Genomic DNA, 16,709 nt, shown 5'->3' on the forward strand with positions numbered 1-16,709 from the left:
TCTTCCCTTCGCCTCTTGCCCGTTAGTAAAAGGCATAAAAGACAGCGGAAATAGTCGCAACTAACAATGCATAAGGTAGCTGAGTAACAATATGGTCTATATGTTCACAGCCAGCTCCCACCGACGCAAGTATTGACGTATCTGATACGGGCGAAGCGTGGTCTCCAAACACCCCACCTCCCACAATCGCCGCCACCACCACATAGGTCACATCAGTGATCTGCTGGTCATTCAACTGATGTACCAAGGGCAAAAATAACGGAAACAAAACGGCATAAGTTCCCCAACTGGAGCCGGTGGAAAATGCAATAACACCAGCCAGTAAAAAGGCAAACACCGGCAGCGTTTCAAAACTCACCACATCAATCAGGATGGCCTTGAGATAATCCGCCGCCCCCAATTCCAGGCTGATAAAGTTCAAACAATGCGCCAGCGCGATCATGATTACCGTTGGCGTAATCAGGGTAATGGCCTTATTGGTGATGGTTCCGGCCTCAACAAAGCTTTTCAGCTGCCCTCTGACTGCCATGCTGATGTAGAGGTAAATGACTGCCACCAGCAACGCATCCAACACCCAGTTTTGGTTAAATACACTGGCCCCCACAAAGGCCACGCTCACCACCAGTAGCAAGGGAACCGCCAGGTTAGCCAGTAGAGAGGTGCTGGTTGTCCAGCCCGATTCAATCTCATCTACCGGCATGGATTTGGCATTCAGGGTATGCGGATTAACTACCTGCTTTTTGATTGATGCGCGTAACTCCGCTGCTTTCATAGGGCCAAAATCCGGAATCAGATTAAGACAAATCAGCAAGGTAAAACTTATAATCAACAGCGCGTAATAGTTATAGAAGATGCTATGGGTAAAGACCGACAACCCCTGCTCAATGGAGGTTATTGGACTGCCGTCGATCATAAGCAAGGAGGCGATATAACCGCCCCACGCGGTAAATGGTACCAAAATACACACAGATGACGCTGTCGCATCCACAATATAGGCAAGCTTTTCCCTGGATATCATCAGCTTGTCTGTGACTGGCCGCATAATAGTGCCGGTCAACAGCGGACTGAAATAATCATCGATGATAGCCATGCCCATCACCCAGGCAGCGCTGGTTGCCTGAGTTTTATTAGACAGCCGCCGGCTGAGCTTGTAGGCAATTTCCGCCACCACACCGGTTTTTTTGAGTAGCTCGAAGAGCAGACTGATCAGCACCACCACTATACAAAGCCAGATAAACTCTTTGTTCGCCAGAGATTCCTGAAAAACGTAGCTAAAACCTTTAACCGGAGTTAAGCCCAACTGCAGCGCACCAACCACGATACCGGCCACCAGCGACATAATCACCGCGCGGGTGATAAATGCACAACTGATAGCCACGACAAAGGGCAGAATTGACCAAATTCCAGGTTCGATGCTCATCAACACAACTGACTTAAACACTCTGCCGCTACGCTAGCCAACTTCCTCTGCCGAGTAAACGCCTTTGTTCCACTTATAGAAGTTATACAACATTTAATCCATTTAAACCATTTTGTTCACATAGGTAATTTTATCTGTTATTACTACTTACGTCGAAAAAACAAACAGACGAAAACAAGACAAACAGCAACGTCGTGGGGGAAAAATGAAAAGCTCATTCAAACCAAAAAAACTGGCGCTGGTGATCGCCATCTCGTTCAGCACATTACCCGGCACCGCCTTATTGGCGCAGGAGTCGGATAGCAATGCGGCGCAAAACAGCGAAGACGCTGAACAAATCGTGATTATCGGTTCTCGGGTAAAAGGTCGCACACAGATAGAAAGTAACGTGCCTGTGGATGTTATCGGCGGCGAAAAGCTCAGATTATCCGGATACACAGACACCAACAGCATGCTGGAGCGTGTAGTACCCAGTATTAACTTCAGAAAGTCCGCGGGTACCGACACTCTGGATCACCAGCGGCCTATTACCATGCGTGGCCTGCCTCCCGGCATGTCTTTAGTATTACTGAATAAACAGCGCCACCACCCGAGCGCCATGATGTCAATTTGGGGTCAGGCTGGCGGTACCAACGGCGTTAACCTAGACACCATCCCGGCCTTGGCCATCAAACGGGTTGAGGTACTAAGAGACGGTGCAGCCGCTCAATATGGTGCTGACGCCATTGGTGGTGTGATTAACTTTGAATTGCAGGACGCGGACGAGGGCGGTCAGGTCCGTGTCAGCCATGGCATGTATCATACCAGTGTGGAAGGGCTTGAAGACCTGCAAAGTGTTAATGCCAATAATGAAACCGGCCAGTTGAAGTTCATTGGCACTGGCAGCGAGGTGGAAAAACGCGACGGTCGCACTACCACCATAGATGCCAACTATGGCATGAGTTTGTTCGACGAGGGTTTCCTGAACCTCAGCCTGTCGCTGAAGCAGCAGGATCCCAGCAACCGCGGTGGCTTTGACGCCCGTCAGATGTTTGACAAAATCGAGGATCCCAACACCGGCGAGCTTATCTTTGACCCCAGAGAAGAAACCGTTGAGCGCTACCGTATGCGCTATGGCCAGTCTGAACTGGACAACTACAGCTTTCTTTACAACGCCGAAGCGCCGATTAATGAGAATTTTAATTTTTTCAGTACAGGCAAATATTACAACCAGGACAGCCTGAGCTGGGGTTACACCCGCCGCCCCAATGACAGCCGCAACGTGCAGGAAATCTACCCGTTAGGCTATACCCCGCATATCGCGGTGGAAATCATCGACTACTCCGTGAATAACGGGGTGCGTGGTGACATCAATGGCTGGGAAACCGACTTGAGCGTCTACTACGGTGTCAGTGATGTAACCACCTTCATCAAAAACACCCTTAACCGTTCTTACGGCGCCGACAGCAAAACCACTCTGTTTAACGGCGTGCAAAAACAGCGCGATTGGTACGTTACTGCCAACTCCACGAAGTTGATCGAGAATGCTTTGTGGCAGAAAGACCTGAACGTTGCCTTTGGTGCCACCTACCGTAACGAGCGTTTTGAAATTGAAGCCGGTGAAATGCAATCCTGGCACACCCGCTACGACATTGACGATGACGGCAACCCGATATTTCAGACCGATGCCAACGGAGCGTTGATCCTGGATGGTAACGGTAATCCGCTGCACCAGTATTCCTATCCGGGGGGTTCACAGGTCTTGCCTGGCTTTAGCCCCGCAAATGCCGTGGTTGGTAAACGCAACAGCTTTGGTACCTACGTCGACCTGGACATGGATATGACCGACGACTGGAACCTGGCGACGGCGGTTCGTTATGAAAATTACAGTGATTTTGGCTCAACCCTGACAGGTAAACTGGCCACCCGTTACACCATTACTGACTGGTTTAACGTTCGGGCAGCGCTAAGCACCGGTTTTATGGCCCCTTCACTAGTGCAAAACTACACCCAGTCCACCAACACAGAGATTGCCGACGGCAACCTGTTTGATGTCAGCCTGTTCTCCACCACCCATCCGGTTGCACAGGCACTGGGAGCCGATACCCTGGAGCCGACTAAGTCCACCAACCTGTCAGTGGGCTTTGCCTCTATGCCCATATCCGGTATGGAGTTGTCGTTGGATTTCTACCGTATCGACATCGAAGACATGATTCGCCGTACCCGCTTCCTCAGCGGTCATGATGTTGAGCAAATCATTGCCGATGCCGGTCTGACAACTCGCGCCAGTCACTTCCAGTATCAGGCCAACCTGTACGATCAGGAGGTCACAGGTTTTGATATGGTGCTGACCTATGATGTGCCTACCGAAAACTTCGGTACCTTCCAGTTTGGCGCGGTATACAACTACAACAAACTGGACATCAAAAACATCAAGGACGTACCTGATGCGCTGAAAGGCAAAGTGGACGATGACGGTAATCCGCTGATGCTGTTCGATGCCGACCCGGAGCGGGTGAACAGTGTCGAAAAAGCCAATCCGCCGCACAAATTCAATGGCAGCGTCATCTGGCAATATGACAACCTGAGCGTCAGCTTTATTGGCACACGCTACGGTGCCGAGCTTCAGCCCTTGCAGATTCAGGAAAACGAGCGTCAGTATCAGGCTGCCATGGTTTATGACCTGGACCTGACCTACCGCTTTGACAACGGCCTGAGCCTGTCATTCGGCGCCATGAACCTGTTCGACCAATACCCCAAAAAGGATAATCCTGAGTGCCCGGCAAACGGTTGCTCGGTATGGGATCGGATTGAATCCTTCCGTTACAGCACGGGGTTCGGCTTTGAAGGACGTTACATCTATTCAAAGCTCAGCTACAGCTTCTAACCCTGCGCATTTGAGCTGCCCACCCGGGCAGCTTGTGCTATTCAATGGAGTATTCAATGGAACAAACGATGGACTGGGGAATATGGTCACTTATCCCTTTGGCCGTGGCGCTGATTATCGCCTTTACGACCAAGTCGGCGGCATTTGCCTTGCTGGCAGGGGTAGTGGTTGGTGTTGTGATGTTGGGCACCAATCCGGCTCAGGGAACGAGTCAGCTATTTCAAACCACCTTAGGTAACGGCGACTTCATCAAGATTACCTTGATCATCTGCCTGATAGGTATGCTGTTTTCATTGCTGAAGCGTTCTGGCGCTATCGCGCTGTTTGCTAACCGACTGGCACGCAAAGGCCAGTCGCAAAGACGCACAGCTGTAACCACCTGGGGAATGGGTTTTTTCATTCTCGATGACTATTTCAGCCCACTCATGACAGGGGCGGTCATGCGACCGCTTACCGACAAGGCTAATATTCCCAGAGAAAAACTGGCCTTTATTCTCGATTCAACCACCGCCTCGGTATGCATTCTGGTGCCTTTCACCGCATGGGCGGCGTACATAGTGGCGTTGATTATCGCCCAGGGGGGGCCGGTAGAGAGCACAGCCGAGGCGATGGACATCTACATTAACGCCATCCCCTATAACTTCTATCCGATACTGCTGGTGCTCTTTACCCTGCTGATTTGCCTTAAGCTGCTGCCCGATTTTGGGCCGATGAAAAAGGCCGAACACCGGGCTAAAACTACCGGAGCACTGCTGCGCGAGGGAGCTACCCCACTGATTGACACTGAAGGGGAGCAGATTGTCAGCGCCCCGCAAGGTAATGCGTCACTACTGTGGCATTTACTGGTGCCGGTGCTGCTGCTATTTGGCACCGCTATCATCAGCTATGTATGGGTGCAGAAAATTTACATTGTTGAAGCCTTTATGCTGGCGGTCAGCTACCTGGCAATCAGTCTGTTTGTCACTAAGCACATTCAAAGCATCGATCAATTGGTACACATTTGCACCGAAGGAATAAAAGCGGTGATTCCCGCCATTTTGATTATCGCTCTGGCGTATAGCATCAACGCCGTGACTAAGAGCTTAGGGGCCGCGGACTATGTGATTGCTGTTACCAGCGACTTTATGACCCCAGGCTTTTTAGTCGCACTGACGTTCCTGATTACCGCCTTTATCTCGTTCTGCACGGGCACCAGTTGGGGCTCTTATGCCCTGATGATCCCTATCGCGCTGCCACTGGCGTACAGCTTTTCAGGCAATGACGTTACGCCGTTGGTTTATCAAACCGTGGCGGCCGTTGCCGGAGGCGGCATATTCGGCGACCATGCCTCGCCTGTGTCGGATACCTCGGTACTCTCATCAGCAGGAGCCGGCAGTGACCATATGGATCATGTGATCACTCAGCTTCCCTATGCCCTGCTCATCGCCCTACTTACCAGCTTACTGTACTTAGCCATATGAACATTGACCGACTGAACAATCCGCCCAACCGGCGCGGTACTGACAATTACAAATGGGACGGCTGCAAGGAAACCTTCGGCCATGACGATCTGATCCCCTTGTGGGTGGCCGATATGGACTTCCCCTGCCCGGATGAAGTCATCGGCGCACTAACTCAGCGCCTCGAACACAGAGTACTTGGCTATGCCAAACGCAGTAGCAGTTACGTCCGTGCCATTCGGGACTGGCTGCAACAGCGCCATGGCTGGTCGGTGAATGAAGCCGATATGCTGTTTTGTCCGCCCGGCCCGATTCAGGCTATCAATACTCTGGTAACCCTGTTGAGCCAGCCGGGCGACGAAATTGTGGTACAAATGCCGGCTTATACACCGCTGGTTAATGTCATTAGCGGCAACGGACGCAAGGTGTTGGAAAACCCGCTGATTCAGGACGGCAACGACTATCGCTTTGACTTTGGGCAGCTCAAAGAAGCCCTGAGCGATAAGACCAAGCTACTTATTTTGTGCAGCCCACATAATCCAACCGGCCGGGTTTGGAGCGAAGAAGAGCTAAGCACGCTGGCGGAGATTTGCCTGCAGCATCAGATCACTGTAATCAGTGACGAAGTGCATGCTGATCTGCTGCTGCCCGGTCAGCAGCACACCCACTTTGGGAAGGTGGCGCGCAGGTATCAACTCCCCGCAGTAACAGTAATTTCACCCTGCAAAACCTTTAATCTGGCCGGCCTGCCGCAGTGCACCCTGATCACCGACAGCGCCGGGATAAAAACCAAATTTAAAGCCCATATGGATATTTCCCAGCTTAATCTGGATCCGCCGCTGAACGCCCTCGCCGCCGAGACAGCCTACCGCTGTGGTGCCCCCTGGCTAAATGCAGTGATGGCCTATATCAACGACAACCATCGTCTGCTCAGAAAAGAGCTGCAGCGCGCCTTGCCACAGATCGGCATCAGCCGTGCGCAGGCAACCTACCTTGCCTGGCTGGATCTACGCCCCCTGGGCATTGCCCATGCAAAGTTAAAACGCATTCTTTTGGAAGAGGCCAAGGTTGCCCTATACGAAGGAACCGAATTTGGGCAGGCCTACGAGGGCTTTTTCAGAGTCAATCTGGCCTGTTCCACTCACTTGTTACAACAAGCGCTAAGCCAAATTGTGGCGGCCTTAACCTTAGCTCAGGAATCATCAAAATGAGAAAAATAACCACCCTACTCGCCTGTCTGTTATGTATCTCGTCGCTGCAGGCAGCAAATAAGCAAAGTGACCTAAAAAAGAAGCTGGATAACTACATAGAAACGGCGGTTATGAGCAAAGACGTGGTGGGTTTCAACCTTGCCGTGGTCAGTGCCGACGACGTATTGTATCGTGGCGCTTTTGGGGTAAAAAACATCTACACTCAGGAGCCGGTCACCTCAACGTCATTGTTCCATATTGCCTCGGTAACCAAAACCTTTGTCGGTGCCGCACTGATGCAACTGCATGAGCAGGGCAAGCTTGACTTGGATGCGCCTGTCACCACAGTTGTGCCTTACTTCAAACTGGTGGACGGACGTTATAAAGACCTGACCATCCGCCAGTTTGCCAGCCATATTTCCGGCATGCCTGATTTCGACAGCGATCCCTGGCATCACAAGGAATATGACGATGGTGCCCTTGAACGTTTTGTTCGGGATTTTATCTCGCATAAATTTCTTACCGAAGCGCCCAGCACTAAGTATCAATACTGCAACACCGGCTATGAGCTACTGGGCGACGTTATCGCCAAAGCGTCCGGCACGACCTTCGAAGACTATGTGCACCAACACATCCTCAAACCCTTGGAAATGAACAGCAGCACCCTGCTTATCCGTGATGCCGACTTCAGTGAACTGAACTCGCTGCATCACAAAAAAGACGGCAAAAACGCAGTGCACGATATCTACCCTTACAACCGTGCACATGGGCCAAGTTCCACCATGATCTCCAATCAGGACGACATGATTAAGTACCTGCAGATGTATCTGAACAAAGGGCAGTTAAACGGCCAACAACTACTTAGCCCTACAGCCGTGAACGCCATGTTTGCCCCAGCATTAGGCAAATTCGACAATGTTGGCCTGAGCTGGCATCGCAAGGAACAAGATGGCCAACTGGTCATCTACCACGGTGGCAATGACGGTTTCAAAGCCTATGCCGCAATGCTTCCAGAGCTGAATATTGGCATCGTATTTCTCACCAACACGGCGCACAGCCCCTACCATGAGTTGGCAGACAATCTTGTTGCCATTGTTAAAGCATCACTGTGAGGTTTGAATATGAAACGCCATAACAAACTTATGATTGCCGCATCCCTCAGTGCGGCAGCAGCTCACAGCTTGGCCGCCAAAGCACCGCTGGCCGATATGGAAAGCTTTCATCAAAGTCTGCTGACCATTGATACTCATGTGGATATTCCCTCTAACTATGCCACCTTGCTGGTTGATCCGGCCAAGAAGCAACTGCATCAGGTTGACCTGGTGAAGATGCAACAAGGTGGGCTGGATGCGGCATTTTTTATTGTGTTTGTCGCCCAGCAGCCCCGTAACAACTGGAACTATGAGCAAACCAAGGCCAAAGCCCGGCACTTGTTTAAAGCCATCCATCGTATGGTAGATAACAACAGTGACAAAATTGCCCTGGCCCGCACCGCAAAGGATGTCAGGGATATTCACAAAGCCGGTAAAAAGGTGGCCTTAATCGGCATTGAAAACGGCTATGCGATAGGTAAAGACCTGTCGTTACTGGAGGACTACTTTAAGCTGGGCGCCAGGTATATGACCTTAACCCACTACGGCCACAATGATTTGGGGGATAGTTCCAATCCATCCAGACAATTGCAGGATCAAGCTAACGAGCATGGCGGCCTCAGCAATCTGGGTAAAGCGGCCATCAGTGAAATGAATCGTCTGGGTATGATGGTCGATGTTTCACATACAGCCAAGTCCACCATGATGCAGGCCGTGGCATTGTCCAGAGCACCGGTTATTGCCTCACACTCCGGAGTTAAGTCTGTTAACCCGCATGCCCGCAATCTTGATGACGAACAGCTACGGGCCATTCGGCGCAATGGCGGCGTGGCCCAGATAGTGGCCGTAGACGAGTTTCTGCTCAATCAACCCGATGAAATGTGGACAACCATCGGTAAGATCCGCCGGGAAGTAGGCATGGAGGGTTACAAGGACATTCCCTTCCTGCCCGCCGAGCTTTACCTGCAATACCACCAACGTATTGAACAGGAAGTCAGAAGCAAATGGCCAGCGGTAAATATTCAGGACTATGTTGACCATATTGATCATGCGGTAAAAATTGCCGGCATCGAGCATATTGGCATTGCCTCCGACTTTGGCGGCGGAGGTGGTGTGAAGGGCTGGAATGCGGCAGATGAAAGCCAGAATGTCACAACAGAGTTGCTGCGCCGGGGCTATTCCAAAAGAGACATTGCCAAGCTCTGGGGAGAAAACACCTTAAGAGTGATGGAGGAAGCTGAAAAAGTCGCAGCTCAAACTCAACATTTATTATTGACTCGTTAACTTGTCCAAATACAGTGAATATTCCGCTGCATGTGCTTTAAATCCGGCTGGCACTAAACAGCCGTATAGCTCTTTTGCGTGTATGGGAAAACTGGCCTCTTATGTTGAAGAGGCCATACCGATACGTTCAGTTAGAAAATATCGACAACCAAACCAGCCTTTGTATTGGGCTGATAACTAGATTACGCCTTATTGGTCTTACGACGTGCCAAACCTAAGCCGGCAAAAGCCAAACCAAACAACGCCAGAGAAGTAGGCTCTGGAATGCTAGTGGCAAGGTTTTCGTATTCATATTTGATATAGGCGATACCTTGTGCCTGCGTGCGGATGCTGGACATAATATTACCGCTGCTACCGTTAACCACAGTGCCTGCATCTGCGCTCAGCAGGGTTGTTACCTGGCCAGTACCAGTAAAGTAATCAAGGATAGCCTGCGCCGTGCTAACAGAGTCTTCACGCTTAGAAGCGGACAGGTCGAAGTAAGTCCCGCCAGATGTACCACCGAAATCTAACTGACCATCAAAGATAGACGCATCAAAAGAGTAAACCTCTGATGGAATTACAGCAGCCAGCAATGAGCCATCCAACGCTGTCAATGAGAGTGACGCACTTACTGATGCCTGAATCTGGGAAGCAGACGACTGGCTACGGTTTTCATATTCAATATCACTTAGAATATCGCCATACAAACCAAAGTACACTTTAGTTAACTGGCGAGTGCCACCAAGATCATCAAACTTATCAAATGACAGTGAGACATTGTCGTAATCGGTGTCCATATAACCGATACCCTGCTGTTGTTCAGCAGTCATCAGTGCAGCACTGGCGATAGAAGAGGAAGCCAGCAGAGCAGCTGAAATTGCAATTCTCTTAAACATGTTATGTCCTTGTTAATATGAAGAAAATTATCAAAAGAAGACGAGCTTAACTACCCGTCAGCCCCCCGTAAGCAAACTCCAGGCCAATAAGCTAACCAACTGAATTGGTTTGTTATTTCGAGTAAATCCCTACTTTGAATCATTCAAATGTAAAGCACCCCGACAACGGGAGCTCAAAAAATGTTCAAAAAAATCAATAAGTTGCTCTTATTTCATACAGGTATTAAGGCCCATTTTCGGGCTAAAAAGCCATGTGGCGATCAGTAAATTTAACAATTAAGCTTCACCACGTTGAATTACTGTGCCTGGCAGTCTGGTAATGAAATGACAGATTTCAGCAAACTGTCCTCCCCTTAGCGCAGCCAATGGGTAACTTACAGCGAACGACAGGAGATGAAGGGTCGAAACATCATAAAGCAAGCTGCTCGCATAATTTGAGTCTCTCTTATCTCGCGTCACAAAAAGCGATGTCCATCTTACAAATCTACGTCTGTCAACAAATGCACATTGGAAAAAAGATTAAGTCTAATAATGTCAGGTGTTTTGTTGCTCAGTCGGCGGTATTAACCGATGCAAGATACGCTCTGTGCTCGAGAGGGACAGAGCGATAGTCCCATGTTAGGGCTAGGTAGAGTATTTGTTGAATAAATCTGAAGCGATTGAATATGGGGGCAAAATTACTGTAATTTTCTGGCCAGCAATCCTTGCGCAATATGCTGGTGCTTTGTGTGGCTGATGTTGTAGAAAAGGAGCACAGAGATACTTAAAAGTGAACCTGCAACAGGAATGAAACACATGCTCCACCTTATTTGGTCGAGTGTATCTGTATGTTGCATAGCGTTAGCACTATAACCTGCATGGGCTAACAGCAAACCAAATCCGCCCGCTCCAATAGCATGAGCTATCTTCATGAAAACCACCACCATACTGACAAAAACCGCTTCAGAGCGATATCCTGTTTTAAGGTGTAAGTTATCTACCACATCGGGAACCAATGCCCAGATAACCGACCACAATCCGCCAGCAGCCCAGCCTATCAAGACGCACCAGAATACAAACAGAGGGCTACTTGAATAAACAGTTAAACCAAAGCCACTGATGCTAGTAGCACTGAGCACGTGGGCCCAAACCAAAGTAGTACTTTTGTTGTACTGCTGAGACACAAAACCCCAAAAAAAGGTGGATATAGCCTGGCTGCACACCATAGTCGTTAACCCAACAGCAATTAAGCTTTGGTCTTCTAGGTTGTATTTACAAAAGTACGTTAAGCCTTTGGCAAATATGGGTATACACATACCGGCGAAGAAACCGGCCAATATAACTATGTGCGATTGACCATCAGAAAAAATAGCACGCCACCCTTTCAACTGAGCTTGGATGCAAGGCAATGGACGCACAGCGTTGCGATCGCGCCCGCTCACTGAAAACCAAGACAAGTGCAGAGACAATAGCGATAACACGGCCGCTACAACTGAAAACTGCTGAAACATCAGCGCCTGATCAGCATTCTTTCCAGGGTCGAAAATATAAAAAGCCGCCAATGAAACCCCTAGTGAGCCTATAGAACTGCAAAAGAAGCGCATACTGGCAATCTTCGCCCTCTCCTGACTGTTGGTTGAAATCCTCGCCAGTAACGCATTGTGGGGCAGATCGATGAGCGTATAGGACGCGCGAAACAGAAGAAGGCAGGAAAGCAAAGTGATTAAAGGCTGATCGCTGGCTAGCGGAAAAACAAAGATCCCAACAAAGCTTAGAGCACACAGCGGAGCACCGAAGAGGATAAAAGCCCCATATTTTCCGAACCTGTTGTAAGTGCGGTCGGAAACAACCCCCATAATGGGATCCAATATGGCGTCAAAAGCTAATGCTACCAGTACGACAATCCCCGCCGTTTTAGGAGAGATACCAAGGACGTCAGTAATATAAAAAAGTAAAAAATATCCCAAGGTATTAGCAACAATGTTTTTGCCAAAGTTGCCTGTGGCGTAGCCAAAAGCTCGGAGATTGTGAAGAGGTTGAGTGGCCGAATTGCATTTACCTGAATGTATTTGTTTTTGGTACATAGGAGCGCTATTCAATCGGCCAATGATTGAACAAAATACAGTGAGAGAGTAACAGATTTATGAAGGGGCAATGGCCCCTCGCTATTTAAATAGCTCTATCAGCAAAAACACTATTTTCTAAACATAAAGACGCTGCACCGACAACCCCCCCCAAGTCGCCTAACTCCGTCACTAATATGTCTGGCACCGGCAGTCTGTGCCTATCAGCTTGACAAAAAGCGTCGGTATTAACGCCTTTAACCAAGGATGCTAATACGTGCATAGGCAAGCGTCCGCCAATGACCACAGCGTCAGGATCAAAAGCTCGCGCCAGCACAGTAAGGGGGCCAATCAATTGCTGGCTTGCGTTATGAATCCATGTTTTCAAAGGGGAACATCCCTCTATGCTTAGGGAACGTAAATCTGCAAAGTCATTTACTTTTTCCCCCGAAGCTTGCAGGTGCTTTAGTAGATCCGTGCCAGAGGGACGAGCTTTTGATAGATCAGGGAATGGCGCACCAAATGCGCCAGCATTACCATTTGCGCCCCGATAGACACGCCGGTCAATAATCAATCCCCCACCGATACCGTGACCAATATGAATAAACAAAAAGTGGTTTAGCTTCCTACCTGCACCTGCGACAAACTCTCCCCAACTTGCACTAGTAGCGTCATTTTCAATGAAAATAGGGTAAGGCAGGCGGCTTGAGAAGGTCTCAAGCAGATCGATATCTTCCATTTCGGGAAAGTAGACTGCATTAATTTTCCGCCGGCCTTTCAAAAAATCGCCAGGTAGAGAGATACCAATTCCACACAGCTTTCTTTTCGCTAAGCGATACTCTTTAATCGCGCTTTCCACAAAGGCTTCAATGGAATGGCAAAGCGTGTCTAATGAATGCGCATTTTCTAGCTTGACGGTTTCATGTTTTTTAATGGCGCCCAGCCAATTCACCAAACCAATTTCCATGTATTCCGCGCTAAAACTGACCCCTACGGCGTACAAACCATCGGGGTTTAACGAGATATTCTTAGTCGGTTGTCCTCGGACACCAGAGGGGGTGGCGTTTTCTACCACAAGCTTTTTTTCTATTAATCCTTTAGTCAGCTTGGTTGCTTGTACTGTTGAGAAGCCCAGTTTTTTCGCTAATTCAATTCGGGTACTTATCTGAGTCCGTCTAATAATTTCCAGCACTAAACGTTCACTTGTACTTAACTCGACTTTCGTCATCAACATATCCCATGAAAATCAATCTTTTACATCTTGAATCAGTGTGGTTCGCGAATTCAGCTTTGAATTGTGCCTTTCCCAGAACTACACCAGCCACCTTTTCACTGGTAGCTTGCCCTGAGGATACAAGCTCCCCCAGCGCTCAACCAGGCTAACAGTAATAACTATTTGCCTGCCAGACGCAGCATTCACTTTCCAATCGTCAGAGCTTTTTCTTATCAACAACAGCTTAACGACACTAAACGCCAATGCTACCGGAAATCATAACTTATTTTGTCCGGTTGCTTTGCTGCATGCCCAAAGAACGGCCTCCACCAACAGCAAACGCGCAACTCAGTTTCGGCCTGATGTTGCAGGCTCTGCACTATAGCAAAACAATTTAATTAAGTTAAGTTAGGTTAATATAATTAAATTGTAATATTCAGATGTCATAAATAGCTGCGTCATTTACGGGACTCAACTTTTCTAACCATGCAAGAGAGCACAAAAATACGGAGCACAGATGAAGTTCAATCACCTCAAACGCAGCTTACTGACGACGAGTATTAGCCTGATACTGACGTCACATTCATCACTATCGTTCAGCCAAACCAACACAACAGGCGCAGATGAGATAGAAATTCTGAATGTCACGGGTACGCGCCTTCAGAACCAGCGGGCAGCCAGTTTAAAAAGTGAAGCAGAACAGATACTTGATGGTATTACTGCTGACGAAATAGGTTCGCTTCCAGACTTCTCTGTCTCTGAAGCCCTCTCTCGTATTGCCGGCATATCAACCGAAGATAGAAACGGCGACGCTGAATTTGTGGTTATTCGCGGAATGCGATCCGACTTCAATTACCTGTCAATTGATGGCGCCATCGTTCCTTCCACTAGAAACAACGGTCGAGCCACACAGCTAAGCATTATCCCTTCCAGCGTGATTGACACGACCACAGTATCAAAGAGTTTCAGTGCTGACATGGATGCGAATGCCATAGGGGGAAACATTAACGTCAGAACCCGTAGCGCATTTGATTACGATGATACCTACTTTTTTATGCGGGGAGCGCTTGGCAAATACGATAATGACAAAAGCCCTGCAGGGAATGACTTAGCGTCTCGGGCAAATTTTACTTATGCCGATAGTTTTGGTGCAGACGGACAATTTGGTTTGGTGGTGTCGGGAAGTTATTTGACGTCTGACCGGGGAACTTGGCTGCCGGGGGTTGCGTACAACGAATACCGCGTCATCGGTGAGCGCATAAATGCGGCTGGCGAAACTGAGCAATATACGACACGCACTTATGAAGATGGCTTACCAAATAGCGTTGAAATTCCCCACGGCACGCAAAATTATCAATATAACAATGAGATGGAGCGCAGCGGTGGATTAGTGAAGCTAGAGTACCGAAACCTAGATGACAGTTTATACCTTAGTTTGTCATCGTACATGTTTAAGGAGGAAGACACGGAGCAACGTTGGGACACTTCTATCTTCAGAGCAAAGGAAGGTGATATTCCAGCCAATATAACCGCCACATCAGGGGAAGTAGACAGCGCTATTTCTCAACGTATGTACTTCTTACAAGGCGATGAAAACAAGCTAAAAAGCATAACGGCAACCGCTCGTTACCAGCCATCTGAAGAACATCTTGTCCAATTCCTGGCGTCACAAGCCAGCGGTGACCGTGAGAATCCTTTCTATCAAATCCGCTTTCAAAACAATGATAGATCGGCGCTCGCTTACTCGTACGACACCAGTGGAAAATATCCGGTCATTACGCTTAATACGCCAGAGAATTGGACTAATACGGAATTATTCACACCCGTTTTCTATCGACCAAGATTTGACATAAACAACCAAGACGCATCGCAAATAAAACTGGATTACAAGTTTAACTGGCAACGTTTTGAAGGGCTGGCTTTCAAAGCCGGCGTCAGCACGCGAACGGATCTACGTAAACAAGACCAAATTTATGACCATGATTACCGCCCCAATAGCCCGGAAACTAAAGCCTTCACTTTAACCAATGTGCTGTCTGATTTTACCAACAGATTTGAACCTGACTTAATGCCTGGCCAGCTTCAACAGTTCATTGACCCGACAAAGTTTCTGGAACATTTCACACAAAACGAATCGCAGTGGGTAGACAAAAAAAATCAGCTAGACGAAGCGCTTAGCAGTCAGTTTGAAGTCGAAGAAACCATCAATGCTGCCTATATCATGGCGCGCTACAAATCAGAAGACCTGACATTGCTTGGCGGGCTACGTTACGAACAAACCGAAGTAGACTCAACGGGAGGACAGAAGCTGAACGATGATGACCCAAGTACTCCAAACTACGTCCTCGTGTCACAATCCGGTTCCTATAACAATTTACTGCCGTCATTGCAGGTAAACTATAACCTCAACGACAACACAAAAATTAGATTGGCATACAGTGAAACCTTAGGTCGAGCCGAATATAGTGATTTAGCGGTTAGGGGCTCAAAACAAATTGATGATACCAACCAGAGCATCTCAATCAGCTCCGGTAACACAAATTTAAAGCCTCGAGAATCGAAGAACACTGACATTTCACTTGAATATTACCTTCCCAAGCAGGGAATTTTTCTTTCTGCCGGTGCATTTAATAAGTCCATCGACAACGAAATATACACCCGAAAAACAAATGAAATGGTAATTATTAACGGCAGCGAATATAGCCTGTCAACTAAGCAGCCTGACAACGCAAGCGAGACCAAGCTGTACGGAATGGAAGTGGGAATATTGGTAAACAGCTTCAGTTCCATATCTGAAAATCTGAAAGACTTTGGTATTTCTGCAAACTATTCGCATATAGAAAGTGAATTCAATATAGAGATTAGTGAAGAGGAGGAAAGAGAATTATTTGGCCTACTCTATCAGCCCAAAGATATAGGCAACTTGAGTATTTTTTGGACGCCAGACAGGTTCGATATTCGTCTCGCCATGCGCTACAAAGGAAAACGTCAGGTTTCTTCAAGTGCATCATCACCTAGCTATGATGAATTTGTAGATAAACAGACTTTTTGGGACCTACGAGGCCAATACAAATTCCGTAATGGTATAGCCATATATGTTGAAGGTCGAAATCTGACCGACGAAGAAGAAGACCAACTACTCAATTCAGGAAGAGCGCATTGGACTAGAGACTTTGGCAAGTCTTTTTGGTTAGGCGCGGCTTACAAATTTTAATTATCAGGCGGCTCGAAAGAGCCGCCCACCCAGCTATCTATTAGCAAAATGTCTTAAAACATATGGAAAGTT

At 48.2% G+C, this 16,709-nt stretch carries 10 protein-coding genes; 6 read left to right on the top strand and 4 right to left on the bottom strand.

Annotated features, from left to right (window positions below; all coding sequences use genetic code 11):
• Positions 1-22 precede the first annotated feature (22 nt).
• Entirely contained in the window at positions 23-1,420 is a 1,398-nt protein-coding gene (locus IEX02_RS03390; protein WP_188690279.1) for a Na+/H+ antiporter NhaC family protein, read from the bottom strand.
• A 205-nt stretch (positions 1,421-1,625) separates the two neighbouring features.
• On the opposite strand from IEX02_RS03390, the gene IEX02_RS03395 reads away from it, so the two are divergent.
• The 5 genes from IEX02_RS03395 to IEX02_RS03415 are packed head-to-tail and all read left to right on the top strand — an operon-like array spanning position 1,626 to position 9,290.
• A complete protein-coding gene (locus IEX02_RS03395; protein ID WP_188690280.1) occupies positions 1,626-4,286 on the top strand; it encodes a TonB-dependent receptor plug domain-containing protein in 2,661 nt (886 codons plus the stop codon).
• A gap of 56 nt (positions 4,287-4,342) precedes the next feature.
• Complete coding sequence (locus IEX02_RS03400; RefSeq protein ID WP_188690281.1) at positions 4,343-5,746, top strand: Na+/H+ antiporter NhaC family protein; 1,404 nt, start codon at positions 4,343-4,345, stop codon at positions 5,744-5,746.
• Positions 5,743-6,936 (top strand): MalY/PatB family protein, encoded by a 1,194-nt coding sequence (locus tag IEX02_RS03405; RefSeq protein WP_188690283.1) that lies wholly within the window; start codon positions 5,743-5,745, stop codon positions 6,934-6,936. Before IEX02_RS03400 ends, IEX02_RS03405 begins: the two co-directional genes overlap by 4 nt.
• Positions 6,933-8,027 (top strand): serine hydrolase domain-containing protein, encoded by a 1,095-nt coding sequence (locus IEX02_RS03410; protein WP_188690285.1) that lies wholly within the window; start codon positions 6,933-6,935, stop codon positions 8,025-8,027. Before IEX02_RS03405 ends, IEX02_RS03410 begins: the two co-directional genes overlap by 4 nt.
• 9 nt (positions 8,028-8,036) lie before the next feature.
• A complete protein-coding gene (locus IEX02_RS03415) occupies positions 8,037-9,290 on the top strand; it encodes a dipeptidase (RefSeq protein ID WP_188690287.1) in 1,254 nt (417 codons plus the stop codon).
• Between the two features lie 182 nt (positions 9,291-9,472).
• Here IEX02_RS03415 and IEX02_RS03420 read toward each other — a convergent pair whose 3' ends face one another.
• The 3 genes from IEX02_RS03420 to IEX02_RS03430 form a co-directional block, all read right to left on the bottom strand.
• A complete protein-coding gene (locus IEX02_RS03420; RefSeq protein ID WP_188690289.1) occupies positions 9,473-10,168 on the bottom strand; it encodes a PEP-CTERM sorting domain-containing protein in 696 nt (231 codons plus the stop codon).
• Positions 10,169-10,845: 677 nt separating this feature from the next.
• Positions 10,846-12,231: an MFS transporter gene (locus IEX02_RS03425; RefSeq protein WP_188690291.1), complete on the bottom strand. Its 1,386-nt coding sequence runs from the start codon at positions 12,229-12,231 to the stop codon at positions 10,846-10,848.
• 85 nt (positions 12,232-12,316) lie between these two features.
• Positions 12,317-13,438 (bottom strand): ROK family protein, encoded by a 1,122-nt coding sequence (locus IEX02_RS03430; RefSeq protein WP_188690293.1) that lies wholly within the window; start codon positions 13,436-13,438, stop codon positions 12,317-12,319.
• A 502-nt stretch (positions 13,439-13,940) separates the two neighbouring features.
• On the opposite strand from IEX02_RS03430, the gene IEX02_RS03435 reads away from it, so the two are divergent.
• Positions 13,941-16,637: a TonB-dependent receptor gene (locus IEX02_RS03435; protein WP_188690294.1), complete on the top strand. Its 2,697-nt coding sequence runs from the start codon at positions 13,941-13,943 to the stop codon at positions 16,635-16,637.
• Positions 16,638-16,709: the final 72 nt, after the last annotated feature.

The sequence above is a fragment of the Bowmanella pacifica genome, from assembly GCF_014645355.1.
GTDB classification, from domain to species: Bacteria; Pseudomonadota; Gammaproteobacteria; order Enterobacterales; family Alteromonadaceae; genus Bowmanella; species Bowmanella pacifica.